General features: G+C 56.2%; 21 protein-coding genes and 2 riboswitches. Of the genes, 14 read left to right on the forward strand and 7 right to left on the reverse strand.

Going from position 1 to position 23,909, the window contains the following annotated elements; translation table 11 throughout:
- Positions 1–45: 45 nt before the first annotated feature.
- Complete coding sequence (locus C7459_RS15205) at positions 46–4,287, reverse strand: S-layer homology domain-containing protein (RefSeq protein WP_109690157.1); 4,242 nt, start codon at positions 4,285–4,287, stop codon at positions 46–48.
- 213 nt (positions 4,288–4,500) lie between these two features.
- On the opposite strand from C7459_RS15205, the gene C7459_RS15210 reads away from it, so the two are divergent.
- The 3 genes from C7459_RS15210 to C7459_RS15220 all read left to right on the forward strand — a co-directional run bounded on the left by C7459_RS15210 (position 4,501) and on the right by C7459_RS15220 (position 6,588).
- The gene (locus C7459_RS15210; RefSeq protein WP_109690158.1) at positions 4,501–5,577 is read left to right on the forward strand and encodes a murein hydrolase activator EnvC family protein; all 1,077 of its coding nucleotides are present in this window, start codon (positions 4,501–4,503) and stop codon (positions 5,575–5,577) included.
- An 89-nt stretch (positions 5,578–5,666) separates the two neighbouring features.
- On the forward strand, positions 5,667–6,074 hold the full coding sequence (locus C7459_RS15215) for a VOC family protein (RefSeq protein WP_109690159.1): 408 nt from the start codon (positions 5,667–5,669) through the stop codon (positions 6,072–6,074).
- A gap of 181 nt (positions 6,075–6,255) precedes the next feature.
- Positions 6,256–6,588, forward strand: coding sequence for a VOC family protein (locus C7459_RS15220; RefSeq protein WP_109690160.1), 333 nt, complete (start codon positions 6,256–6,258; stop codon positions 6,586–6,588).
- Between the two features lie 147 nt (positions 6,589–6,735).
- Here the strand turns inward: C7459_RS15220 and C7459_RS15225 are convergent, their stop codons facing one another.
- A complete protein-coding gene (locus C7459_RS15225; RefSeq protein WP_109690161.1) occupies positions 6,736–7,545 on the reverse strand; it encodes an N-acyl homoserine lactonase family protein in 810 nt (269 codons plus the stop codon).
- A gap of 326 nt (positions 7,546–7,871) precedes the next feature.
- On the opposite strand from C7459_RS15225, the gene C7459_RS15230 reads away from it, so the two are divergent.
- The 5 genes from C7459_RS15230 (at position 7,872) to C7459_RS15250 (ending at position 15,566) form a co-directional block, all read left to right on the forward strand.
- A complete protein-coding gene (locus C7459_RS15230) occupies positions 7,872–8,864 on the forward strand; it encodes an AAA family ATPase (protein ID WP_245884565.1) in 993 nt (330 codons plus the stop codon).
- A gap of 3 nt (positions 8,865–8,867) precedes the next feature.
- A complete protein-coding gene (locus tag C7459_RS15235) occupies positions 8,868–10,094 on the forward strand; it encodes a DUF58 domain-containing protein (RefSeq protein ID WP_109690162.1) in 1,227 nt (408 codons plus the stop codon).
- Positions 10,078–12,306, forward strand: a complete 2,229-nt coding sequence (locus C7459_RS15240; RefSeq protein WP_109690163.1) for a transglutaminase domain-containing protein — start codon at positions 10,078–10,080, stop codon at positions 12,304–12,306. Before C7459_RS15235 ends, C7459_RS15240 begins: the two co-directional genes overlap by 17 nt.
- A gap of 61 nt (positions 12,307–12,367) precedes the next feature.
- Positions 12,368–12,467: riboswitch (purine riboswitch) on the forward strand.
- 126 nt (positions 12,468–12,593) lie between these two features.
- Positions 12,594–14,129, forward strand: coding sequence for a glutamine-hydrolyzing GMP synthase (gene guaA, locus C7459_RS15245; RefSeq protein ID WP_109690164.1), 1,536 nt, complete (start codon positions 12,594–12,596; stop codon positions 14,127–14,129).
- A 39-nt stretch (positions 14,130–14,168) separates the two neighbouring features.
- Positions 14,169–15,566, forward strand: a complete 1,398-nt coding sequence (locus tag C7459_RS15250; RefSeq protein ID WP_109690165.1) for an NCS2 family permease — start codon at positions 14,169–14,171, stop codon at positions 15,564–15,566.
- Positions 15,567–15,719: 153 nt separating this feature from the next.
- On the opposite strand, the gene C7459_RS15255 is transcribed toward C7459_RS15250, so the two are convergent.
- Positions 15,720–16,121: a hypothetical protein gene (locus tag C7459_RS15255; RefSeq protein ID WP_109690166.1), complete on the reverse strand. Its 402-nt coding sequence runs from the start codon at positions 16,119–16,121 to the stop codon at positions 15,720–15,722.
- A 267-nt stretch (positions 16,122–16,388) separates the two neighbouring features.
- Here C7459_RS15255 and C7459_RS15260 point away from each other — a divergent pair, with 267 nt between their 5' ends.
- The 3 genes from C7459_RS15260 to eutC are packed head-to-tail and all read left to right on the forward strand — an operon-like array spanning position 16,389 to position 19,889.
- Positions 16,389–17,810: an ethanolamine ammonia-lyase reactivating factor EutA gene (locus C7459_RS15260; RefSeq protein ID WP_170119489.1), complete on the forward strand. Its 1,422-nt coding sequence runs from the start codon at positions 16,389–16,391 to the stop codon at positions 17,808–17,810.
- A complete protein-coding gene (gene eutB, locus C7459_RS15265) occupies positions 17,807–19,186 on the forward strand; it encodes an ethanolamine ammonia-lyase subunit EutB (protein WP_109690168.1) in 1,380 nt (459 codons plus the stop codon). The genes C7459_RS15260 and eutB overlap by 4 nt, the downstream gene beginning before the upstream one ends.
- Positions 19,187–19,190: 4 nt before the next feature.
- On the forward strand, positions 19,191–19,889 hold the full coding sequence (gene eutC, locus C7459_RS15270) for an ethanolamine ammonia-lyase subunit EutC (RefSeq protein WP_109690169.1): 699 nt from the start codon (positions 19,191–19,193) through the stop codon (positions 19,887–19,889).
- A gap of 105 nt (positions 19,890–19,994) precedes the next feature.
- Here the strand turns inward: eutC and C7459_RS15275 are convergent, their stop codons facing one another.
- The 4 genes from C7459_RS15275 to C7459_RS15285 all read right to left on the reverse strand — a co-directional run bounded on the left by C7459_RS15275 (position 19,995) and on the right by C7459_RS15285 (position 21,773).
- A complete protein-coding gene (locus C7459_RS15275) occupies positions 19,995–20,201 on the reverse strand; it encodes a hypothetical protein (protein WP_109690170.1) in 207 nt (68 codons plus the stop codon).
- Positions 20,198–21,043, reverse strand: coding sequence for a hypothetical protein (locus C7459_RS15280; protein WP_109690171.1), 846 nt, complete (start codon positions 21,041–21,043; stop codon positions 20,198–20,200). Before C7459_RS15280 ends, C7459_RS15275 begins: the two co-directional genes overlap by 4 nt.
- A gap of 76 nt (positions 21,044–21,119) precedes the next feature.
- Positions 21,120–21,287: a hypothetical protein gene (locus C7459_RS23400; protein WP_170119490.1), complete on the reverse strand. Its 168-nt coding sequence runs from the start codon at positions 21,285–21,287 to the stop codon at positions 21,120–21,122.
- 57 nt (positions 21,288–21,344) lie between these two features.
- Entirely contained in the window at positions 21,345–21,773 is a 429-nt protein-coding gene (locus C7459_RS15285; protein WP_109690172.1) for a hypothetical protein, read from the reverse strand.
- Positions 21,774–21,939: 166 nt separating this feature from the next.
- Positions 21,940–22,041: riboswitch (purine riboswitch) on the forward strand.
- 199 nt (positions 22,042–22,240) lie between these two features.
- On the opposite strand from C7459_RS15285, the gene purE reads away from it, so the two are divergent.
- From purE to purS, 3 genes are all read left to right on the forward strand, one after another.
- Positions 22,241–22,753: a 5-(carboxyamino)imidazole ribonucleotide mutase gene (gene purE, locus C7459_RS15290; protein ID WP_109690173.1), complete on the forward strand. Its 513-nt coding sequence runs from the start codon at positions 22,241–22,243 to the stop codon at positions 22,751–22,753.
- Positions 22,754–22,944: 191 nt separating this feature from the next.
- Positions 22,945–23,664: a phosphoribosylaminoimidazolesuccinocarboxamide synthase gene (gene purC, locus C7459_RS15295; protein ID WP_109690174.1), complete on the forward strand. Its 720-nt coding sequence runs from the start codon at positions 22,945–22,947 to the stop codon at positions 23,662–23,664.
- Positions 23,661–23,909 carry a phosphoribosylformylglycinamidine synthase subunit PurS gene (purS, locus tag C7459_RS15300; protein WP_109690175.1) on the forward strand — a complete coding sequence of 83 codons (249 nt, stop codon included), beginning with the start codon at positions 23,661–23,663 and terminating at the stop codon, positions 23,907–23,909. Before purC ends, purS begins: the two co-directional genes overlap by 4 nt.

Genomic DNA, 23,909 nt, shown 5'->3' on the forward strand with positions numbered 1-23,909 from the left:
GATATAAAAAAGAGAAGAGGCCAAGAGGCCTCTTCTCTTTCTCAGTCAGTTCACAACGATGGCGTATTCGCGGACGACACCCTTCATGGAGGTGACGCGCACGACCATCTGGCTGGTGAGGTTGGTGTGGTCGGGGTCGATCAACGGGTGACCGCCCGGTCCGTCGAGGATCTCCACATGGCTGCCAAACGGTACAAGTACCGACTGTTTCAACTGCGTGGCTTTCGACCATGAGTTGGCTACCAATTTCGTGATCACCCCGTTGTCGTCGCGCTCGACACCGCCTACATCCCGGAACCAGTAGAAATCGGTGATCGTCGGCTGCGAGTCAGCGAGGCGCAAGGTGTAAGACTTGGCCGTGCCGTCCGTGGCGATGACAAGCAAGCTCATCTCCTCGTTGACCTGCTTGTTTTCCCGCTGGATCTGAGCACCGTTTTGGCGCTCGACCACGGCAAGGGTCGTACCTGCGTCAGACGCGAGTGCCGCTTTCAACTGCTGGATCGTCGTGCCGAGCGGAATTTCCTTGACGCTCGCACTATCGAGTTGGCCGATCTGGGTGCTCGTCAAGTTCTTGGACAGGGGCGCTTGTGTGAACCTGAGCGATGTGACCTGTGCTTCGCCTCTGTAGGTGATGCGCAGGGACATCGTGCCATCCGTGGGAAGCACTCGCTTGAGGTCGGATACTGGGACTTGCATCGCTCCTTCAATCACTTCGGCGGTGGCCCCCTCGGTGAGCTGGATCGCTTTCAATAGGGCACCGACGGTGGTACCTGGCTTGAGCGAGAGGCTATAGATGTCCCCGTAGTATCCATAGAGCGGTTCTGCTGTGGCTTGATCCACGCTTTGTACGGTGCGCGGACTTGCCGGATACGGCACTTTAAGCGAATAGGTCTTTTTATCGAAGTCATCGCTTTCTGTGACCAAGGTCCAGGCATTTTGCACCGGAGTGGTATCCGGGTTGGAGACGATTGCCCCTGTATAGTCTCGAATGCTCACCTGCACGCCGGGCACGGTCTCCACGGCTGCGAGGAGTTGCGAAACGGTGGTGCCAGTCGGGATATATTCGATCCCCGCGATCGGTTCGTTCCAATCCACGTATTCCAACTGCCCAATCGAAGTGCCGAGCAACGATTGGACGGGCTGCTGGTCATCGAATTTATAGTAGGTGTCAGTTGGGGATGAGACGTTTTCTGAAGCATCGACCGCATAGACTCGATAGACACCGGGGCTCAAGTTGCCCGTCTGGATGCTGACCATCTTGTTCGGGGTGACGCGGTCGCGGCTGGTTCCTTTTTTGTCATACAAGGCTTGTCTGAGCGAACGGGCATCCGTGATCTCCAGATCTGCGGACACCAAGTAGATTTCTCCGGCTTCACTGGACTTGACTTGGAGAGGCTCGCCACGGCGGAAGTGGTTCCACCCGGTTTCTACGGTCAATGTCGGCGCGATGTGATCGCTGTTCAGCACCGCGTTTTGCTGGAGGATTTTGTTTTTCGCAAGGGTTACGGTCTGCGTGTAGCTGTTTCCAATCTGCAACTGGTAGGTTCCGTCTGGCACTCCGCCGATCTTGTACGTGCCGTCGATGCGGGTGAAGCCGTCATAGACCGCCTTGCCTGTGGAGTCGAACAGTTTGATCGTGTTCGCCGGCGCTGGGCTGCCTTTGCCGTAGGTGATCGTTCCCTGCAACAGCACTGGGGCTAGCGACAGGTTGAAGTTCGCAGTCGTCGGACTCGTCGGGCTGGCGATACCATCTCGCACATAGACTTGAATCGGCTGTGGGTCGCCATATGGTTGGTCGGAATACGTCTGCACTTCCAAGGTGTAGTAGCTGTCTGGCAAGCGGAAGCGGTACTGTCCTTGCTTGTCGGTGTAGAAGTAGTTTTCATACGGCATCACGTCGCCAAAAAACGGGCTGACCGGGCGGAAGGCGACAACTTCGCCGAAGAGCGGGTTGCCCTGTGGGTCTTTCACGAGTCCGGTGACGTTGGGCAGGGCCATTTTAATGGTAGGAATGGTTTCCGGGGCTGCCGTGTACCACCAATCGAACGGTACCGGTGTGACATACGGAATCTCCTGTGCGTTCATCGGCTCGACTTTGATCGAGTAGGCCCAGCCTGGCGACAGGTACGCAACCCGGTAGTAGCCCTCTGCATCGGTCAGCGCAGTGACGACCTCATTACCTCGCACCAACGAGACATGCGCGTTGGCAACCGACTGGCTGCCGTCGGGTGTCATCACACGTCCAACCGCTTGGGGTTTGACGTAGCTGAGTTTCGGCAAGGGATCGCTGCTGTAGTAGGTAAAGTACAGGCTGTGCGGGGGAACTTCCTTCGATGCCGGGTCGTAGTCGACATCAAGGTAGTAGGTTTCCCCGTCTTTTAGCCCGCTGAGTGCATAGTGGCCTTGGTCATCGGTGTACGTGACTTCGCTCGTTCCAAACGGAGCGACCATGACGTACAGCGTTTTTCCAACGGCGGGACTGCCATCTGACATCGTGATCTGGCCGACGGCCTGCGCCGCGATCCCTTGGAAGGGCTCTCCAGCCGGTTTGCCTTGGTAGCTCAGGTGGTACGTGGTAGGCGTTTGCACCGAGGTGTGTACGACAAAAACAGTCGGGAATTCAAAATCGCCATCGCCGTTGACATAGTAGACGTTCAGGCCACCGTCGAACTTCACATCCTCTGCTTTCAGGTGGCCGGGCGACTTGGTAAATGTGATCTCCACCGTGGTCGTATTCAAGGCGCGCACGCTTTTGACGGTGGCTGCTTGCGGGTCAGGAGTTGGGGTCGGGGCGGGGGTGCTTCCGCCACCACCTCCCCCGCCCCCGCCACCCGTTGCTGCACCGCCGGGGGTCGTCGGGAGGACAACCGGAACGGTGGAGCCGTCCGGTTTTTTCTCCATCACTTTGCCGATCGTGGACTTCGCCGGATCGTAGGCCGGAATCACGTCGGTGATCGCACTTCCGGTCGGGAGCGTGAGGGTGTCGATCTTGCTATGGGCGCCAAGTGTGAGCTTGGTGGATTTGCCGCTAACTTCCAGCGCTTGCACCGGGGCATCGAGTTGCAGTTGGGTCACGCCTGCCTCGACGGTGAGTTTCGGGATCGTCACTCCTGCGTCGGCTGTGATCGTCGCGTTCGAGGAGAGAACCAGTTCGCTGACTTGAGTCGAGCCTTTGGACTCAACGCGAACGTTTTCCTTGTTGACATTCACTTGCTGGAGTTTCGCATCTTCAAAGACGACGGTGTTCGAATCCCCACCGCGGATGGTGGTGCGTCCAGTGACTTCGAGGTGGCTTGAGTAGAAGTCATTTTGTACGGCGGACGATATTTCGAAATCGCCTTGGACGGTGAGGTTTTTCACAGTCAGATAGTCGGCGCTGATCGTCAGCTTGCCTGTGATCGTGCTGGCGTGCCCGTCGAGAACGAGGTTGCCGCTAAATTCCGGCTGTCCAGTGGCAACCGCTTTTCCGCCGGATGTGAGTTCGAGGTACGTCACTTTGGTGAGCGCCAGCATGTCGGTCTCATAGCGGATCTTGGCCCCTGCGAGTGCGGCGGCGTTGGCCGGATTCAGCAGTCCCTTGAGCGATGCGGCTACGTGAAATGTACTTCCGTCGACGACGAGGGTGCCCTCGCCAACGCTGGTGATCGTGCCGATTTTGTTGGCAGACAGCGAGACGACGAGGTTCATCATCATCGCCGCGACTTCTTGGCGGGTTGCGTGTGACTGCGGGTTGAAGTTCGTGCCATCTCCGTGCAGGAGACCTTGTTCCAGCGCGGTCTGGACGTAGCCCTTCGCCCACGGCGAGATGCTGGTGCGGTCAGCGACCGACAGCTTGTCTCCGGCGGCGGGGGTGAGGTTGGAGGCTTTGACCAGCAGGACGGCCATCTCTTCGCGAGTGATGAGGTCCGTCGGGCGGAACGTGCCATCGCCATCTCCGGTCATCAATCCCGCCTGCACCATCGCTTCGATCGCATCATGGCTCCAGCCTTGCGCCTGCACATCATGGAAGGTCGAGGCGGACTTGGCAGCGGCCGGTGGCTTCACAGCGCGGGCCAGCACGACGGCGACTTCCTCGCGCGTAATCGTCGCCTGCGGACGGAAGTTGCCATCGCCATCGCCAGACATCAGCCCGAGCACGAAGGCTTGGTAGATCGAATCGAGTGCCCATGTATCTGCTTGTCCGAGGTCGCGATAGGGTGCGCCTGTCGCCGCGCTCGCCGCCAACGGAGTGATCGTCATCGTCAGGGCCAGCGTTGTAGCTAGCCATTTATGTAGAGTTGTTTTCATGATAATGCCCCCATTAAATCTGATTTAGGAAATATGGAATAGTATACCATCGGGCACAATATTTTGAAAACTTTGCCTTTGTGAACAAACTGTTGCAACTCATCACTCCCAGCAGGACTCTTGCCTCATGTCGAGAACATCAAGAGGGTCGTACAATTAATTCGACAACATTCGACAGGCAGAGCAAGGGGTAGCCGGAGAGGAGCGACTTGGTTGAAACAGAAACGCATCCAGAAACTCACGACGAGTCTGCTCGCCGTGCTGTTGTTGATGGGAGCGATCCCGTACAACGCGAGCGCCGCGGACGATGACTTGAATACCGCCAAGCAACAAGCAGATCAACTCCGAGAAAAAAAAGACCAGGTTGACCAGCAGCTGCAATCAACACTGGCAGACATACACAAACTTGAAGCGGAGATCCAAGCCGCGATGCACAAAAGTAACGATCTCAAGCAACAGATCACGGTCACCGAAGCCAAACTCGCTGAGCAAAAGGAACGGCTCAAAGGCCGTGTGAAGACGATGTACGAAGGCGGCGATGTTTCCTTTTGGAGCGTGTTGCTCGATGCCACCAACTTCAGCGATTTTCTCGACCGGATGTCACTGCTCACGATGATCGTCGAGCAGGACAACAACATTGTCAACGAGTACAAGGCCACCCAAGCCCAACTCAAGCAACAGCAAGTCGACCTGACCTCGGAACAAGACCTGCGCCAAAGCAAGCAGCAAGACTTGCTCAAGGTGGAGGCCGACCTGCAAAGCCGCTACCACGACATCTCCCAGCAGATTGCCGTGAAGGATGAGGAGATCGCCGATCTCGAAGCGGCGGGCGTTGCCGCCTACCAGAGTTACACGGATGGCATGCAGGCCGGGACGATCATCCCGCAGACGGGAACCGGAACGTTCGCGTGGCCGGTGCCGACCTCACACACGATCAACTCTGGGTACGGCCCGCGCAGTGGCGAATTCCACAAGGGCATCGACATTGGAGCCCCAGTGGGCACACCGATTGTCGCAGTCGGGGATGGCACGGTCTGGCAGGCGGGCACCGCGTCTGGATTCGGGCATTGGATTGTCATCTTGCACGACAACGGCGTGATGTCTGTCTATGGGCATATGTACAGCAATGGTGTCTATGTCAGCGCCGGACAGCGTGTCAAGCAAGGCCAAGTCATCGGCGCGACCGGAAGTGACGGCGAATCAAGCGGGCCGCACCTGCACTTTGCCATCGCCAACGGCGTGTCGGGCGGACGGATGAGCTACATCAACCCGATGGGGTATCTTCAATAGGAAAAAAGAGTCGAGACGATGCGGTCTCGACTCTTTTTTTGATGTATAATCATGTTAACGCCTATTACATACACTTGGAGGTTACCCACATGAAAATGATTCCTTACCTGTCCTTCGACGGCCTTGCTGAAGAAGTGATGAACTTTTATGCAGACGTATTCGGAGGCGAAGTCACCCAACTGGATCGCTACTCCAGTGTGCAAGGTATGCCGGTCCCCGAAGGCTATGCTGACAAAGTCTTGCATGGTCGCGTGCAGATCGGTGAGAGCTTCCTCTATTTCTCGGACGCACAGCGTCCGGTCGTCGCGGGCGATATGATCTCCTTGGCGCCCGATTTTGCGAGTGAAGACAAAATCGATCGCGCCTTCGACCTGCTCTCCCGTGGCGGACAAGTACACATGGAACTGCAAAAAACCTTCTGGGGTGCCAAGTACGGCAAACTGACCGACAAGTACGGCGTGAATTGGGACCTGAACTACCAATACCCGGCTGAATAGAAGAAGTAAAAAGCGGTCCTCGCTGAGGGCCGCTTTTTGGTGTCGTGTATTCTTGAAAGGTCGTGCTGGAACCGGCACTTGCATTAAAATTAACATCATCTAGTAACGAATATATTTTTGTAGGAATTATTAGTCGTTTTATGTATAATGAGGAAGAATCAGACAGAAGGGGTGTAACTACATGTCAAATCTTGTTGCGCATTTTGAGATCACGGGTAAGGACGGAGCAAAACTGCAAGAGTACTACGCAAATCTGTTCAATTGGGAGATCAATGCGAATAACCCGATGAACTACGGCTTGGTCAACGCTGGCGTCGGTGGCGGGATCGGTGAGGGTGACCAGCGTGTTACCGTTTACGTTGCAGTCGACGACTTGCAAGCCACTTTGGATAAAGCGGTCTCGCTCGGCGGGAAAGTTGTGCAACCGATCACGGAAATTCCGGGCATGGTAACGCTCGCCTTGTTCTCCGACGTAGAAGGCAACGTCATTGGCCTCATCAAAAACCAACAGTAAGTTCTCTCGTACATACTGCACGAGTAAAAAAGGGCCTCGTAGAGAGCCCTTTTTCATTACCATTGGAGAATTACTTTGCATAATGTGATTGAAATAGCAACTCCAAAAAAGGGAAGCCCTGACACTCCGTCAGGGCTTCCCTTTTCCTCAATAGCTTTTCACTTGCAGATTCGGGTCATGGTTGGCGATCACCGCTACGCAGTCAGGTCGTTGAGAAAAATCGCGTACCCACTGCAGCGACTCCCGCGCTTGTTGCTCATCCGCCAGAACCCCCGGCAAGATCATCTCTTCCCAGGATCGAGTGGAATACCCGACATCTGTTGCCAGCAGGACATACCCCGCGCTCACCTTCACGAGGATCGACAATTGCCCGCGAGTATGGCCGGGCGTATAGACGAGATGCAACAGTCCATCTCCAAACAGGTCAAGTCCCTGCTGATACGGGCCAAAGGGAATCGATTGCGGTTCGAAGGTGTCGATCGTGATCCCTTGCCACATTTTTTTGGTATACCCGAACTCTTTGTTGGCGGCCGTCCACTCCGCTTGGGTGGTGAGGATTTTTTTGGCTTCGCGAACGTGCGGCAGTCCGCTCACGTGATCGGCGTGCAGGTGTGTAAGAATCACATAGTCCAGATCGCGCGGTTCCACCCCCCGCGCCGCCAACTGCTCATGAATGGCAGCACCGGCTGGCAACGTTCCACGAAACACCAAGGAGAAGGGAAACCCGATGTGACGCTCCGGCTCCGTCCGCAGGATTTCATGCCACCCGGTATCGACGAGCACCCGCCCGCGTGGATGCTCGATGAGATAAGCTGAGACGGGCACGGTCACCCGCTTGGACTTGGAGCGCAACAGCCCCGAGTGCGGGAGCGGATGCCACGTTTTCTCACGATAGGGCAAGGCTCGATCCATGTTGACATCTCCACAGTGGAACACTTGCAAGGTACAGACGTCCATCTTGGGATCACCCCTGTTCTTCTACTAGTTGTAGTATATCAAATATTCACATTTTAAAAAGTAATTTGTCGATAGGAGTCACATGTGGGCTTTGACTGTTGGTTCGAATATGTCGAATAATATTTCTTCCTCCGCTCGTGATTTTTCGAATTTTCATGTAACTTTTCCGGCTATACTAGTATCCAATACTTGTGCAACGACACAGGCACTTTCGCTCTGATACTCTTAGATTATGTAGACTTCGTATCGGAAGGATTTAGACTTAGGCGTGCAGAAGTAGAAAACAGGATGATATTGGAAGTTTTCTAAATTGGAGGACTGTGCGAATGATGCAATATAGTGACAAAGAACTCGTCAATCGTGAATTTGATAACCCGCACCAAGTGTTGGCGGATGTGGTGACCAATGTCGAGCATGTGATCGTCGGCAAATCCCGCGCTGTGCAATTGTGTCTGGTCGCGCTGTTGTGTGACGGGCACGTACTATTAGAAGACGTACCGGGCGTTGGCAAAACCATGCTGGTGCGCTCGCTGGCCAAAACCCTCGGCTGCTCGTTCAAGCGCATCCAATTCACACCCGATCTCTTGCCGTCCGACGTGACGGGCATCTCGATCTACAACCAAAAAACGGCCGACTTCGAGTTTCGTCCAGGCCCGATCATGGCGAACGTCGTGCTCGCCGACGAGATCAACCGCACCTCTCCGAAAACGCAATCGGCGTTGCTGGAAGCGATGGAGGAGTCCAATGTCACCGTCGATGGCACCACCTACCGCCTGCCGTCGCCGTTCCTCGTCATGGCGACCCAGAACCCGATTGAATATGAAGGCACGTTCCCGTTGCCAGAGGCACAACTCGACCGCTTCCTATTAAAACTCAACCTCGGCTACCCGTCGCAGCAGGATGAAATCGACATGCTCGGCCGCCAACAACTCGCCCATCCGATCGATTCGATCTCGCAAGTCACCGACCTCGAAACCCTGCAAGATTTGCAGAAAAAAGTCCGCGAAGTCCATGTCGAAGAATCGATTCGCGAATACATCGTCACCATCACCACCGAAACCCGCAAGCACCAAGCGGTCTACCTCGGGGCCTCCCCGCGTGGCTCGCTGGGCCTGTTCCGCGCTGCCCAAGCGCTGGCGTTCATCCTCGGACGCACCTACGTCGTGCCGGATGACATCAAGCAACTCGTGCCGGTGACGCTTGGCCACCGCATCATCCTCAAGTCAGAAGCCCGGCTCGGCGGGCAGACGGTCGACCAAGTGCTGGTCGATATCTTGAAGGGCATCCCGGTGCCAGTGACCCGCGAGAAGGTGAGATAGGCTGTGTGGAAAACAACCGGACGCTATCTCCTCTGGCTGACTTTGCTCGCCGTGACCTTCGCCTACGGGAAGTTCCAAGGCGGGTTCGCCCCGTGGTTTCTGTTTTACAGCGTGTTCCTGCTCGCGTTCTACGAGTGGGGCACATCGCGGCTCGCCCTGCGCCGCTCCAAGAGCACGCGCAACCTGTCCTCGCATAAGCTCTCCGCCGGGCAGTCGCTCGAAGTCGACATCATGGTGGAGATCGAGAGCCGCTGGCCGTTGCCGTGGATGGTGATCGAGGATGCGTTGCCGACCCGCCTGCTGTTGCAGAGCAGCTCGAACCGCGAACTGCATTTCCCCGGCTTCCATAAGAAACTCCGTCTGACCTACACCCTGCCGAACATGCCGCGTGGCAAGTACACGCTAGGCGACACCTACCTGACGACGGGCGACTTGTTCGGTCTTTTCAAAAAAGAAATCGTCCATCACCGCTTCGACGATGTCACCGTCTACCCGAAAGTGATCCCGATCAAACATTGGTACACGGTCAACAAGTTCAACGCCGGCAGTTCGTTTGCCCAGAACCGCATGTCGCAGGATTCCAGCAATGTCATCGGCGTGCGCGAGTACGCACCGGGCGACCGCCTGTCGCGCATCCATTGGCGAGCGACCGCACGAACAGGCGAGTTAAAGACCAAGGAATTCGAGTTGCATGTCACCAACGACTTGATGTTTTTCCTGAATCGGTCGGAGGTAGCGTACCACGGCAGTTCCAACCAACTGTTTGAAACGGGTGTCACCGCCTGTGCCTCGCTCGCCAAATACGCGATTACGAAAAAATACTCTGTCGGCCTCGTCTCTTACGGTCGCGAGCGCATGACGATCCCACAAAGCCGCAACTTGGAGCAGTACATGCGGATCATCGAGCACCTCGCGATCGTCCAGCCGGATGGCGCAGACGATTTTCACGACGCCCTGCTGCGCGAAGCCAACTACCTCAGTCGGGGGAGCACCGCTGTGTTGCTGACCCCGGTGGTCGATGACAAACTGGTGCAGGTGATCGGCTTCCTCGAACACCGCAAGATCAAAGCCGAACTGTTCTATCTGATCGGCGGCCGCCAACTGGAAGAGGCGGACCATGTGCGGATCGGCAAGCTGGCGACGCTCGGTGTCGCTACCCATCTGATCCGCGACGAAAACGAATTGGACGATGTAGTAAGGGGGCCGATGGGCTATGCTTCGAACGGCTAGGTGGATCACGGGCAGCTCGATGCGCGAACTGGTGCTGTTTGCACTGGTCTGGGCGTGGATGCTCCAGATCTTGATCCCGTTTGGCGAAGCGACCTTGATGCCGAGTATTGCCCCATTCGCTTGGTTCCTCGGCATCTTGTTTCTCATCGACTATGCGTTCGGGCATTGGCTCCTGCGAGCGGTGGGGAAACTGGTCGCGTTCGTCGTGTTTGTAAAAGTGTCGTACTACGGCGGTTCGTTTTTCGATACGATGTGGGTCAACTCTTGGCTGCGCGACCTGTATTACGCGATTCGCGGACTGTCCTCGGTCTCGTTGCCGATGTTGGCCGAGTCGGCGCGGACGACCGGCTTTTTGCTTGCCCTGATGGTGTTGCAGTCGACGTTCCGCCAGTGCCTGCGCTACCGGATCTGGATGTTTTTGTTCCTGTTGCTCGGATCGGTCGGGCTGGGCGTGTTGGATACGTTTTTTGTCGAAGATGCGAAGTGGCAGATCGTGCTGTTCCTGCTGATTGGCCTGCTGGTGCTCGCCTTCATGCAACTGCCGCTGATCGAGCGCATCGCCCGGATGCCGCTGCGCTTGAAGGGCTGGCCGGCCGAATGGCTGGTCTGGACGCTGGTGATTTCGCTGGTCGTCGTCGGCACCGCTTCGGCTGCTCCGAAAAAAGCGACCCCGTCCTGGCCGGACCCGGTCGCCTACATCAAAGGCAAGACCGGCGACGGGCCTGTTCATCAAAAAATCGGCTATGGCACCGATGACCGCCAATTGGGCGGGCCGTTTGAGATGGACGACACCGAGGTCTTCACGGTGACGACCGCGGCGGAGGGCTACTTCCGCGGGGAAGCAAAAGTAACCTACACCGGCAAAGGCTGGCTGTCTGGCTCGCTGGGCATTCCGATCTCCGCCAATCAGGACTTGAGTCAGTTTCAGGCGTATGAATCGGGCAGTTCGTCGCTCATCTTCAAGGGTGTGGTCGGCGGCCCGGAGAGCACGCAGTTCACGACGCTCGAGACCAAGACGGTTCAGCAGACCTTCTCCTTTGAACAAGACATGGTGCCGGTGGTGTTCAACCAGTACCGGATGACGAACATTGAGAACATGCAAAACCAGTCGGAGCAGACCCGCTACAGCGGCATCGATTCACGCTTCGACCTGACGACGTTGCAAAAAGGCGACCAGTACACGGTCGACTCGCAAGTGCCGTTTTTTGATGAAAAGGTCTTGCGAGGGGCGAACGTTCCGCAGATCACCCGCGCGATGGAAACCTACGTCTCGCTGCCGGTCACGTTGCCACAGCGGGTGAAGGATCTGGCGAAGGACGTCACCAAGGATGCCAAGACACCGTATGAGCGAGCGCTTGCCATCGAGTCCTACCTGCGCCAAACCTACACCTATGACACGGAAAATGTGCCAGTGCCCAAGGAAAACCAAGACTTTGTCGATCAGTTCCTGTTCGATTCCAAGCATGGCTATTGCGACCACTTCTCGTCTTCGATGGTCGTGCTCGCCCGCACGCTCGGGATGCCGGCGCGCTGGGTCAAGGGCTTCACCAACGGGGACGCCGACCTGACGTACAAAAGCGACGTCGAGGGCGAGTACAAGTACGTTGTGAAAAACAAAAACGCCCACTCCTGGCCGGAGTTGTACTTTGACCAGATCGGCTGGGTGGCGTTCGAGCCGACCGCTACGTTCAACATGAAGCGCAACTACAAGCCGGATCAAGAGACGCTGGCACCGATCCCGCTGCCGGACACCACGCCCAAGCGGGACAAGGAAGAAACGCAAGACACCAACAACGCAACGGCTTCGAGTTTCGAGATCGATTGGAAAGCAGTGGGTCAGTACACGGGGTATGCGTTGCTGACAGGCTTGATGGCTGCCGTGTTCAACCGCCGCCGTCTGGTCACCGCCTACTACTTGCGCCGCGCCTACAAAGGCGAAGGGGATGTCGTGCTCAACGCACTGGCGCGTCTGTTTTATGTCTTGGATCGTCTGGGCTGGCGTCGCCAGAAGGACATGACATTGCGCGAGTACGCGGAGCATCTGACGAGCAACCGTGGGTTTGGGGGCCGGGAGATGGTGCCGCTCGCGAAGCTGTTCGAGCGCGTCCGCTATGGACAGGCGCGGGAAGTCAGTGCCAAAGATCGTGGACAACTCCGCGAACTCTGGACGCGTCTGGTGCGCAAAGCGGGTCGTCAAAAACGCCGCAAATAGTCAGATAACGAACAATGGAACATTAACTGTTGACGATTGTTCGTCTTTTGCAGTAGAATGATGTCGAAGTAGTAAGATGTCTCGTATATTGTCGGGGATATGGCCCGGCAGTCTCTACCGGCTCCCGTAAAGTGCCGACTACGAGGTTCGACATCGTGCAGGCCCGAAACTGGACATCTGCACCTGTTCTCCTCGTATACCTGTGGGTGAAAATCCCATACTAAGGTAGATCGAGTTGAGGACAGGTGTTTTTTTTGTAGCTAGATATATGGATAGGAGTTGGCCCAGTGGAAAACCGTGAGATCGTTATCGTGCTCGACTTTGGCGGGCAATACAATCAGTTGATCACCAGACGGATTCGTGAATTGAACGTGTACTCAGAACTGCTGCCTTTCTCGACAACAGCAGAAGAGTTGAAGAAATACAACCTCAAAGGCATCGTCTTCTCCGGCGGCCCGAACAGCGTCTATGGCGAGGGAGCACCGAAGGTCGACCCGGCCCTTTTTGAACTCGGCGTACCGATCCTCGGCATCTGCTACGGGATGCAACTGATGGCGCATCACTTCGAAGCGAAGGTGGAGCGTGCGGCCGTGCGCGAGTATGGCAAATCGATGATCGATGTTGCGACTGACGGTGTGCTGTTCCACGAACAACCGCAAAAGCAACAGGTTTGGATGAGCCACTCGGACAAGGTCGTCTCCGTTCCGAACGGCTTCCGCATCGATGCCACCACGGAAACGTGCCCGGTCGCGGCGATGAGCGATGCGGCGCGCAAACTGTATGCGGTGCAGTACCACCTCGAAGTCAACCACTCGGAATTCGGCCAAGACCAATTGCGCCGCTTCCTCTATAACGTCTGCGAAGTGTCGGGAGATTGGACGTCCGCTTCGTTCGTGGAGATGGCGATCGCCAAAATCAAGGAACAAGTCGGGGACAAAAAAGTGCTCTGCGCACTTTCTGGCGGCGTCGACTCTTCGGTGGCGGCTGTGCTCGTCCATCGGGCGATCGGCAATAACTTGACCTGCATGTTCGTCGACCACGGTCTGTTGCGCAAGGATGAAGCGGAGCAAGTGATGGAGATGTTTGCAGGCGAGTTCCAGATGAACGTGGTGAAAATTGATGCGCGTGAACGCTTCCTGAACCGTTTGGCAGGCGTGTCCGACCCGGAACGCAAGCGCAAGATCATCGGCGAGGAGTTTATCCGCGTCTTCGAGGAAGAGTCGAAATCGCTCGGACACTTTGACTTCCTCGCACAGGGCACGCTCTACACCGACATCATCGAATCGGGCACCGCGACAGCCGCAACGATCAAGTCGCACCACAACGTCGGCGGTCTGCCGGAGGACATGCAGTTCCAACTGACCGAACCGCTGAAGGAATTGTTCAAGGACGAAGTGCGGGCAGCAGGTTCTGAGATGGGGATCAAGGACGAGATCGTCTGGCGTCAACCGTTCCCAGGTCCGGGTCTGGCGATCCGCATCATCGGTGATGTGACGGCAGAGAAATTGGAAATCCTGCGCGACGCAGACTGGGTTGTGCGCGATGAGATCAAGCGCTCCGGGCTTGACCGTGAGATCTGGCAATACTTTGCGGTGCTGCCGGACATCAAGTCGGTTGGTGTCATGGGGGATGAACGCACGTATGCGTACACGATCGGCATCCGTGCTGTGACCTCGCGCGATGGCATGACGGCCGACTGGGCTCGGATTCCGTATGATGTGCTGGAGCGGTTGTCGACGCGCCTTGTCAATGAAGTGGGCGACATCAACCGGGTCGTGCTCGACATCACGTCGAAGCCGCCGGCTACGATTGAGTGGGAATAGAGAGAACGGGTACAGGCATCTACGAGGAGGGCACACTCAATGTTCGAACGTTACTTTAAGCTTGGCGAACATGGCACCAACCCGCGCACCGAGATCATCGCCGGGATCACCACGTTCGTCACGATGGCGTATATTCTGTTTTTGAACCCGTCGATTCTCAAAGGCACGGGGATGAGCGAGAACGCGGTGTTTTTTGCCACCGCGTTGGGCGCAGGTCTGGTCACGCTGATGATGGGTCTGTTCGTCAACTTCCCGGTCGGCTTGGCACCGGGTATGGGGTTGAATGCGTACTTTGCAGTCGTCGCGGCACAGGGGGGCACGATGACGTGGCAGGTGGCCTTGGGGGCGGTTTTCGTCTCGGGGATCTTCTTCATCCTGTTGACGATCTCTGGCTTCCGTCAGATGCTGGTCAAAGCGTTACCTGATTCCTTGAAGTATGCGATTACGGTAGGTATCGGTCTCTTCATTACATTCATCGGTTTGAAACTTGGGGAAATTTCCGGCGTGACGTTTATTGGCGGTCCGTCGACAGAGGCGATCAAAGCAGGCGCGCCGGCTGTGAACTTGCTGTTCTTTGAATGGAACATTGGCATCGCCAATTTTGTTGCGAACAAAGCGGCGGCGCTGACGGTGATCGGCCTGTTGATCGCGGGCGTGTTGACCACGCTGCGCATCCGTGGGGCGCTGTTGATCTCGATCGTGCTCACGACCTTGATCGGGATTCCGATGGGCGTGACGCAGATTGACAAGCTGTCCACGACCTCGTTCCTCCCGAATTTCTCCGATCTGGCGGTCGGGAAGCTGGACTTCAGCATGCTGGGCAGCGGACTGTTCTGGGAAGTGGTCATCGTCATGGTGTTCGTGGAATTGTTTGACTCCTTCGGGACGCTGGTCGGCACCGCGCAACGTGCGGGTCTGCTGAACCGCCCGGATGGGGAGAAGCGCCTGTCCCGTGCGATGTTCGTCGACGGTGCAGGGGTTTCGATCGGGGCGTTGCTCGGCGTCACCCCGATGACCGCCTACATCGAGTCGGCGGCGGGGATTGAGTCGGGCGGACGCACGGGTTTGACAGCCGTGACGACCGGGATCATGTTCTTGCTCTCGATCGTGGTGTTGGCTCCGTTTGCGGCGATCATTCCGGATGCGGCAACCGCTCCGGCGCTGATCATCGTCGGGGTGCTGATGATGAGTTCGGTTCGCCACATCGCGTGGGAAGACTTCGGGATCGCGATGCCAGCGTTCCTGACGATCACGCTGATGCCGTTCACCTACTCGATTGCAAACGGGATCTCGATCGGTGTAGTTGCCTTTGTGATCTTGAACGGTGCGCGCAACGCGTTTGGCAAGGACAAGACCCAGAAAGTCGAAGTACACTGGCTGATGTGGGTGATCGCGGTGTTGGCGGTTGCTCGGTATGTGTTCTTGGCTGGGCAGTAGGAGTTGAAAAAGAATCGCCCGCACGCTCCGAGGAGCGTGACGGGCGATTTTTTTATGCAGGTTGGTAGTACAAATAAAAGGCCACCCCGATCACAACCAGAAAGGCCAGCACGATCCAAAGCCGCTTCATCCTCGTTCGCCTCCTCCAAACCATCAAACCGGCGTTGTGCCATCTGGGTCTGCCTGCTCCTGGGCTTGCAGGCGATCCTGCAAACTCGGCAGCCGTTCCAACAGCCAGACTCGCACATCATCCGGCACTACAAAGCGGTTCACTTCCCGGTGCAACACCACCAGCCCGATGCTGTTCAATTCCTCCAGAAAGGCATCGATCTCACAGCGCTCCTGCAACGCCAGCCTCGTCAACGTCTGCCGTTCCGTCACAGACAGCGCGCCAACCAGCGCATCCCAATTCTGCGGGTTGTTCCAATAGCTCACCACCGCTTGGCGGTACTCGTCCTCCGTGTACGCATGGGGTACGCTCGGCTGATACAGCGTGTCATAGAGGTCAGCGATGTGATACAGCGGCAAAGTATGAAGATACTCGGAGAGCAACATATCAGACCCCCTCCAGCGGAAGTTTCTATGCTCGAATGTTATGAGTCGGGTAGGGGGCTTAGAACAAGTAGCGTTTTGAGGATGGCATTTATTATGTAGGAGAAAGTCGTAGTAAGTCGTATCATGTCGGATTAACTTTAATGTACACATGTACATATTCCAATTTGCCCATTGTTGTATTAAGATGATGCTTATCGAATGATATAATAGACTCGTACTAGTAACGCAGGTAATGAGATCAAAAATGCCCTCAGGGAGGGAATCGATTTGGACGAAATCATTTCTGTCGGATTGGACATTGGCAGTTCCACCACGAAGCTAGTCATCTCCCGATTGTATTTGGAAAATGTAGCGAGATTTGGCGGGATGCCGCGCGTGCAAGTTGTTCAGCGCACCGTGTTCCACCAGAGCCGGATGTTTCAAACCCCTTTGCGCACACCGGATGAAGTAGACATCCCCGCAATTCAAGAGTTGCTCGCCGCAGAGTATGCGGTGGCAGGCATCGTCCCGACTGACGTTGGCAGTGGCGCGGTGATCATCACCGGTGAGACCGCGACCCGCACCAACGCCAAAGCGGTCGTCGCTTCACTTGCCGAACGAGCAGGCGCTTTTGTCGTCGCCACGGCAGGTCCAGACTTGGAAGGAATTCTCGCCGGACGCGGTGCTCGGGCGGCCCAATGGTCCGAAGACACCCGACGCACGGTGGTCAATGTGGATATTGGTGGAGGGACGGCGAATCTGGCAGTGTTTACCAACGGAGTCGTGGTCGGCACCTGCACGCTGCACATCGGCGGCAAGATGCTGATCTGGGACGAGACGACCCAGCGCGTCACACGGATCGCCGAGCCGTTCCAACGCTATCTCGATAGACTGGGGCTGCCCGTGCCCCTTGGAACCGAACTGACGGATGCTCTGCTACACGAGTTGACCGCTCCGGTTCGCGATACCCTGATCCGTTGCATCCGCAAGCAGATGAACGACACCGACCGCCTCCTGCTGCTCGGCCATGAACCGAACTGGCCAGATGACGTACAGGACGTCATGCTGTCTGGCGGCGTTCCGGCGAGTCTGGAGGAACAAGTGCTGGCGTTCACCGATTTTGGTCGCCCGTTGGCCGAGGCGCTGGTCACCGCTCCCGAACTGTTGGCCAAAAACGTCCGGGTCGCTGAAAACGCCGGACGTGCCACCGTCATCGGCGCGGGCGTGCAAAGCATCGAGGTCAGCGGCGCAACCGTGTACCTCACACCAGAAGAACTGCCGCTCAAAAACATCCCCGTGCTGCCGTGCTCGTTGGCAGGCTTCACGCTGGAAGAATCGGAGGAGCAACTGCTGACCTACTTGGAAAGCGTCGTCTCCAACGCATTGCTTCCCGCACCGTGGGCGTTGTACGTGAGCGACCTGCCGGCGCGGATGTCCTTTGCGAAAATTACCCGGTTGGCGGGAGCGCTCGCTTCCTTGAGCGGTTGGGAGGTCATCGCGATGGAGGAGGACCTCGGTCTGGTGCTCGGACAAAGCATTGCGGCGTTGCGGACGGGGCAGACGCTGATCTGTCTGGATCAAGTGGAACTCGGTCACGGCGATTACATCGACGTCGGAGCCCCGCTGGAGAGCGGTGTCGTGCCGCTCGTCGTGAAAACGCTCGTGTTTCCAAGCGAAACCCAACGCGAAGAGAGAGGGGTTTTACGATGAAGCTGACGACCGCCCTGCAAGGAGCCCACTATACATTTGCCGACCTCAAAGACCTGTTCGCCAAAGCCAACGAGGAGAAATCTGGCGACCAGCTCGCAGGACTCGCCGCGAGAAGCAGTCAGGAGCGCATCGCGGCCAAATGGTTGCTCAGTGAAATCACCCTCTCCGACATCCGCAACAACCCGCTGATCCCACCCGAACAGGACGAAGTGTCGCGTCTCATCGAGGAAGCGGTCGACGAGAGCGTCTACCGGCAGTGGGCGGGCACGACGGTCAGCGGTCTGCGGGAGTGGTTGGTGCATCCAGAGACCAACAGCAAGGACATCCTGCACATCTCCAAAGGCCTGACCAGCGAGATGATCGCGGCGGTGGCCAAGATCATGTCGAACCTCGACTTGATCCACGTCTCGGGAAAAATCAACGCGATCACCAGTTGCCGCACGGCGATCGGACACAAGGGCACGCTCGCCTCGCGCTTGCAGCCGAACCACCCGTCCGATGACCCGGATGGGGTGCGGGCGGTGATGTATGAGGGACTGTCCTTTGGCGTGGGCGATGCGTTGATCGGGATCAACCCGGTCATCGACACCTTCGAGAGCGTGAAGCGACTTTTTGATGTGATGAACGAAGTGGTGGAGAAGGAAGGCATCCCGACGCAATGCTCGGTGCTCTCTCACATCACCACCCAGATGAAAGTCGCAGAAGCCGGTACGGCCTGTGACCTTTTTTTCCAAAGTCTCGCGGGTACGGAAGCGGGGAACAAGTCGTTTGGGATCTCTGTCGCGATGATGGACGAAGCGTATGAGTTGGCAAAGGCGCACAGTCGCCGTGGGCGGACGTATGGGCCGAACCGGATGTACTTTGAGACGGGGCAAGGTTCGGAGTTGTCGGCCGAGGCGCATCACGGGGTGGATCAGTTGACGCTCGAATCGCGTTGCTACGGGATGGCGAGACGCTACAATCCGTTCCTGCTGAACACGGTGACAGGCTTTATGGGGCCGGAGTACACCTTCAGCGGCAAGCAGATCATCCGCAATGCGCTGGAGGATGTGTTCATGGGCAAGATGCACGGCCTGACGATGGGCGCGGACGTCTGCTACACCAGTCACATCGCTTCCGACCAGAACGACATGGAGAACCTCGGCGTGTTGCTGACAGCAGCAGGGGTGCAATATCTGATCGCGATCCCGATGGGGGATGACTGTATGTTGAACTACCAGTCGCTGTCCTTCCAAGACATCGCGTCGTTGCGGCAAACGCTTGGCAAGAAACCGGGTCACGACTTTGCGCGTTGGTTGAGCGCTCGCGGGCTGTTCCATGAGGGCAGACCGTCCGAGCGGGCAGGCGACCTGCGCGTCTTGGTCGGAGGGAGGTAAGAGGATGTCGAGTCAACTGGAACAGTTGTTGAAGTCCACACCAGCCCGTCTGCATGTGGGCGGGTCTGTGATGCGACCGAGCACGCAGGCGATGCTCAAGATGTGGGCAGACCATGCGGCGGCGATGGATACGGTGTTTGGTGATGTGAATCCCCAGGTGTTAGAGCCGTTCGACCTCGTCTGGTTGCAGTCGCGTGCTGCCGAGACCAAGAAAATCTACCTGGCGCGTCCAGACTTAGGCCGCCTGTTGCACCCGGACAGTGCTGAACTGCTGGTGGAAAAAGGCACCCAAGGTGCGGATGTGCAAGTGCTGATCTCCAATGGGCTGAGTTCGGAAGCGATCAATGAGAACATCTCCGATGTGTATCCTGCTTTTTTGCAATCTTGCAAACAATACGGGCTGTCCGTACCGCAGGCATTCTACATCGAGAATGGACGCGTTGCGTTGATGGACGAGGTCGGGGAGTTGTTGAAGCCCAAGGCGGTGGTGATCTTCATCGGGGAACGCCCTGGACTTGCCAACCCGGCGTCGCTCTCCGCATACTTCTGCTACCAACCGCGCAAGGGCACGATCGAAGCCGAGCGCATGGTGATCTCGAACATCTCGCAGCAGGGCACACCACCGTTGGAGGCGGGTGCGCATCTGGGCGCGTTGATGCGGAAAATCATCGACAAGCAGGCCAGCGGGATCAACTTGGTGTAGAGCGTAGCAAGTCGAAACGAGAAAAGGCTGAGTGCGCACGTCGCACTCAGCCTTTTTAAGCGTAGTAAAAAAAGCCCACGAGGGGCTTTGCGAGCAATGAAAGAATTAGAGCCGGAAGAAGTGGTCCAGCCATTGTAACAGCGGCCAAGACTTTCTCGGCGGTATTGGTGTGTGGTTCTCATGGACGTTTGCTAGGAAGGTGGTGAAGGTGGTGTGTCGGGCAGGAAGAATGGACTTGGACGTTCTCGCAACCACAACTGCGTACTCCGTTCCGTGCTCGGTGGTACCGTTATGTTTTTTAATGACCATCATGACGATCGTCCTCCTTCCATCCTTACTTTGTATTTTACCATTATATTCATAAGCTTGTCCATGTAGGTAATGAGTTGAACCGCAGATACGGAGGCATAGAACTTCAGGACAGCTTCTTCGGTCAAGGCCTCGGCTTTGGGAATGAAAATGACAAACCCGAATTGGAGCCGCGTGCCTTGATTCCTGACCAGACCGATCGCTTCCATGTCGTGCCTTGGAACCGATTGCATCAAATTGCCTTTGAGATAGTGGGTTCCGTTGAAGTGTGTTAAGACCCAGTCGATCGCGTCCATGTCATGGTGTACCAGAGTTCTTCGTCTACCAACACTCACCATTGTGAATTTGTCTTGGTCATCGCCAACGAGAAAAGCGTACCGAAATTTAGGTAACGGAATCCCTTTGAAGGAATCCAAGATCATATCCCCTACATGGCTTAACAAGTCTTCGAGGGCCGCCACAGATTGATCATCTGTGACATCATCCCGTTCGATGACCTCCATCGCGGTAGCAATTTCGTTTATGTAGAGCTCCAATTTCGGCGCCACAAGAGGCTGCTGCTGCGGGGGGACTTTTTGGGGGATGAGCAGTCGAAACAGTCGGTAGAGGCTCATCAACACAGCATAGTAGATCGCCGTGCAGAGCACCCAATAGAGAATCTTCAAAATGTCTGGGGTCGTATCTCCGGGAAGCAGTTCCACGCCTAGATAGGCGAAGGGAATCCCGAACAACGTCGCGATCGACTTCGTATCTGCGATCAAGGAAGCGATCACCTCTCCGACGAAAATCGCCAGTATGGGGGAACTTTGGATCAACCCCCAAAGCTTCGTGAAAAACGGCTTCATCAGTGCGCCTCCCGCATCAGAATGAGTGCAAATAACATTATACTATAGATTACTTTGCACTCAACAAAAAGAGCCCTTACTTGGGCTCTTTTTTTGTTACGATTTCAAAGGAGTAGCCTGGCTTGGCGGGGAGGATCGACTTGCTGGTTTGAATGTGGAGAATCTCAATCCCGTGACCGTCTGCAATTTCAAGGAACCGATGGTCTAGAACTTGTGCTTTCCTCGCAATGCGCTTCCAAAACATCTCGCCCCTCCGTTCCGGCCCGATCCCTAGCAGTATCGACAGGAAAACGACTTCTACTCATCGCCAATACTCCACCCGCGCCCGCGGCCGCCGATCGGTCAGCGGGATGGCATGCCGGCGCGAAAACTCTTCCAGTGCGCGCAGGGCGGCTGCATAATCATCGACATGCAAACGGATGACTCGATTGCGTTGCTCCAGCCGGATCACGAGGGCATTGTTTTTGACCAGAAAAAATTCGTAGATCTCCTCGTGGTGGTATCGTTGCTGGAAACGCCCGCGGTCGATGCGCAAGTGCTGGTCGCCCACCGCGAACTCGCGCGTGCGCAACACCGTGCGAAACATCAACACGAGGAAAAACGTGATCAATACGATTAAATTGAATGTCCACGCTGGTTGGATGATCGCCAGCGTCATCGGGACTAATGGGAACAAAAGCGACAGGAACAAGTAGCGTTGCGGATCACGGATTCGAAAGGTGCGCGTCATGCTGTCATCACTCCGTAAGCGTAGTGCTACAGTCTATGGCAGCTCCCGTCGCACTATGACGGGTTTTGAGCAAGGTGCAAAATATCGAACGTTACGAAAAACCTCACACGTAATGTTCGGTTTTTGTTGACTGTGAAATGCTAGAGTGGTATTCTTGTAGTAGACAGTACAACAAAACTTAATATCTCGTATATGCTTGGGAATCTGGCCCGAGCGTCTCTACCTGGCAACCGGAAATTGCCGGACTACGAGTTGAAAGCGAATCTAGGGTTCCGCTTTGCCTGCATGGGCAAAGGCTTGGACCGAGCGATTCGAATGTCCGCCTGTGATGGACGGACATGACACCGAAGGGACAAAAGCCCAGGCGGGTAGGTTTCACTCTATGGTAGAACAATAGAGCGAAGTCTACCCAGCTGGGCTTTTTTGCATGACCATACTTTACGATGCGACTACGGAGGGACAACAACATGGCGAAAAAAGTATTGATTCTCATGGGCAGTGATTCCGATCTCAAGATCATGAACGAAGCGGCAAAAGCGTTGACTGCGCTGGACGTCGAGACGGAGATGCGCATCTCCTCGGCACACCGCGTGCCGGATAAAACGATGGGCCTCGCACGCGAGGCAAAAGCAAACGGATTCGGCGCGATCATCGCAGGTGCTGGCTTGGCCGCCCATCTGCCGGGTGTCGTCGCAGCCTGCACCACACTGCCTGTGATCGGCGTTCCGATCCAAGGCGGCGCGATCCAAGGGCTCGATGCCCTCTACGCGATCGTCCAGATGCCAAAGGGCATCCCGGTTGCAACCGTCGCGATCAACGGCGCCTTCAACGCGGGCCTGCTGGCCGCGCAAATCCTCGCCACGGGCGATGACGCACTCGCAGAACGCCTCCTCACCTACCGCGAACAACTCGCGACGGAAGTGAAAGCCAAGGACGAGAAACTGCAAACGATCGGCGTAGACGCCTACCTGTCGAACTAACCCAAGTACAACAAACGGACTCCGACGAAGAGTCCGCGAATCGATCGAACCGGAGCGCAACGCAACCGGGACGTTTTCCCTGGGACTTTCCCTGCTGCTGTCTAACTTACTTGACCGTGGAAGGACAGGGTGGAAAGTCCCGCAAGTTTCTCATACGACATCCTAACTCAAACTCAGGAGGTTCTCCCCTCATGGCTACTAAAGGTGCAATGCTCTACGAAGGCAAGGCGAAAAAAGTCTACGTCACCGAACATGACGATCTCTATATTGTGGAATACAAAGACGACGCTACCGCATTCAACGGTGAGAAAAAAGGCCAGATCACAGGCAAAGGCCAACTGAACAACGCGATTTCCACGATCTTCATGGAAATGCTCAACTCCCGCGGCATCCCGACCCACTTCGTGGAGAAGCTCAACGACCGCGAACAGCTCGTCAAAAAAGTCGAGATCGTCCTGCTGGAAGTTGTCGTGCGCAACGTCGCCGCCGGCTCGCTTGCCAAACGCCTCGGCCTGCCGGAAGGAACAGTCCTCCCGAAAACGGTCGTCGAGTTCTACTACAAAAATGACGACCTTGGCGATCCGTTGATCAACGATTCGCACATCGAAGTGCTCGAACTCGCGACCAAGGACATCACCACAAAAATGGAGCAATATGGCCGTCAGATCAACGACATCCTCGTCGACTACATGAAGCAACGCAACGTCATCCTCGTCGACTTCAAGCTTGAATTCGGCATCACCCCGGCAGGCGACCTGATCCTCGCCGACGAGATCTCCCCGGACACCTGCCGTTTCTGGGACGCAGATACCATGGAGAAGCTCGACAAAGACCGCTTCCGCCGCGATCTCGGTGGAGTGGAAGAAGCGTACCAAGAAATGTTGCGCCGACTGGGAGGAGTAGAAGTATGATGATCGCACGCATCCACGTGACCCTCAAAGCATCCGTTCTCGACCCGCAAGGTTCTGCTGTCACCAAGTCCCTGCACGCGCTGGGCTATGATGAAGTCACGGACGTTCGCATCGGCAAATACCTCGAAATCAAAATCGACACCACCGACAAGGCAGTCGCAGAGGAACGCATCACGGAAATGTGTGAAAAACTGCTCGCCAACACGGTCATCGAGAAGTACGAATTCGTTTTGATGGAGGCGTAA

The sequence above is a fragment of the Tumebacillus permanentifrigoris genome, assembly GCF_003148565.1.
In the GTDB taxonomy this organism is placed as follows: Bacteria; Bacillota; Bacilli; order Tumebacillales; family Tumebacillaceae; genus Tumebacillus; species Tumebacillus permanentifrigoris.

Excerpts from the sequence above, each read along its gene's own strand:
- C7459_RS15280 (WP_109690171.1), bottom strand. The coding sequence starts at position 21,043 with ATGAAGCCGTTTTTCACGAAGCTTTGGGGGTTGATCCAAAGTTCCCCC.
- C7459_RS15220 (WP_109690160.1), top strand. The coding sequence starts at position 6,256 with ATGTCAAATCTTGTTGCGCATTTTGAGATCACGGGTAAGGACGGAGCA.
- C7459_RS15240 (WP_109690163.1), top strand. The coding sequence starts at position 10,078 with ATGCTTCGAACGGCTAGGTGGATCACGGGCAGCTCGATGCGCGAACTG.
- C7459_RS15230 (WP_245884565.1), top strand. The coding sequence starts at position 7,872 with ATGATGCAATATAGTGACAAAGAACTCGTCAATCGTGAATTTGATAAC.
- C7459_RS23400 (WP_170119490.1), bottom strand. The coding sequence starts at position 21,287 with ATGTTTTGGAAGCGCATTGCGAGGAAAGCACAAGTTCTAGACCATCGG.
- C7459_RS15285 (WP_109690172.1), bottom strand. The coding sequence starts at position 21,773 with ATGACGCGCACCTTTCGAATCCGTGATCCGCAACGCTACTTGTTCCTG.
- purC (WP_109690174.1), top strand. The coding sequence starts at position 22,945 with ATGGCTACTAAAGGTGCAATGCTCTACGAAGGCAAGGCGAAAAAAGTC.
- C7459_RS15225 (WP_109690161.1), bottom strand. The coding sequence starts at position 7,545 with ATGGACGTCTGTACCTTGCAAGTGTTCCACTGTGGAGATGTCAACATG.
- C7459_RS15215 (WP_109690159.1), top strand. The coding sequence starts at position 5,667 with ATGAAAATGATTCCTTACCTGTCCTTCGACGGCCTTGCTGAAGAAGTG.
- eutB (WP_109690168.1), top strand. The coding sequence starts at position 17,807 with ATGAAGCTGACGACCGCCCTGCAAGGAGCCCACTATACATTTGCCGAC.
- C7459_RS15205 (WP_109690157.1), bottom strand. The coding sequence starts at position 4,287 with ATGAAAACAACTCTACATAAATGGCTAGCTACAACGCTGGCCCTGACG.
- purS (WP_109690175.1), top strand. The coding sequence starts at position 23,661 with ATGATGATCGCACGCATCCACGTGACCCTCAAAGCATCCGTTCTCGAC.
- purE (WP_109690173.1), top strand. The coding sequence starts at position 22,241 with ATGGCGAAAAAAGTATTGATTCTCATGGGCAGTGATTCCGATCTCAAG.
- C7459_RS15250 (WP_109690165.1), top strand. The coding sequence starts at position 14,169 with ATGTTCGAACGTTACTTTAAGCTTGGCGAACATGGCACCAACCCGCGC.
- C7459_RS15275 (WP_109690170.1), bottom strand. The coding sequence starts at position 20,201 with ATGATGGTCATTAAAAAACATAACGGTACCACCGAGCACGGAACGGAG.
- eutC (WP_109690169.1), top strand. The coding sequence starts at position 19,191 with ATGTCGAGTCAACTGGAACAGTTGTTGAAGTCCACACCAGCCCGTCTG.
- C7459_RS15255 (WP_109690166.1), bottom strand. The coding sequence starts at position 16,121 with ATGTTGCTCTCCGAGTATCTTCATACTTTGCCGCTGTATCACATCGCT.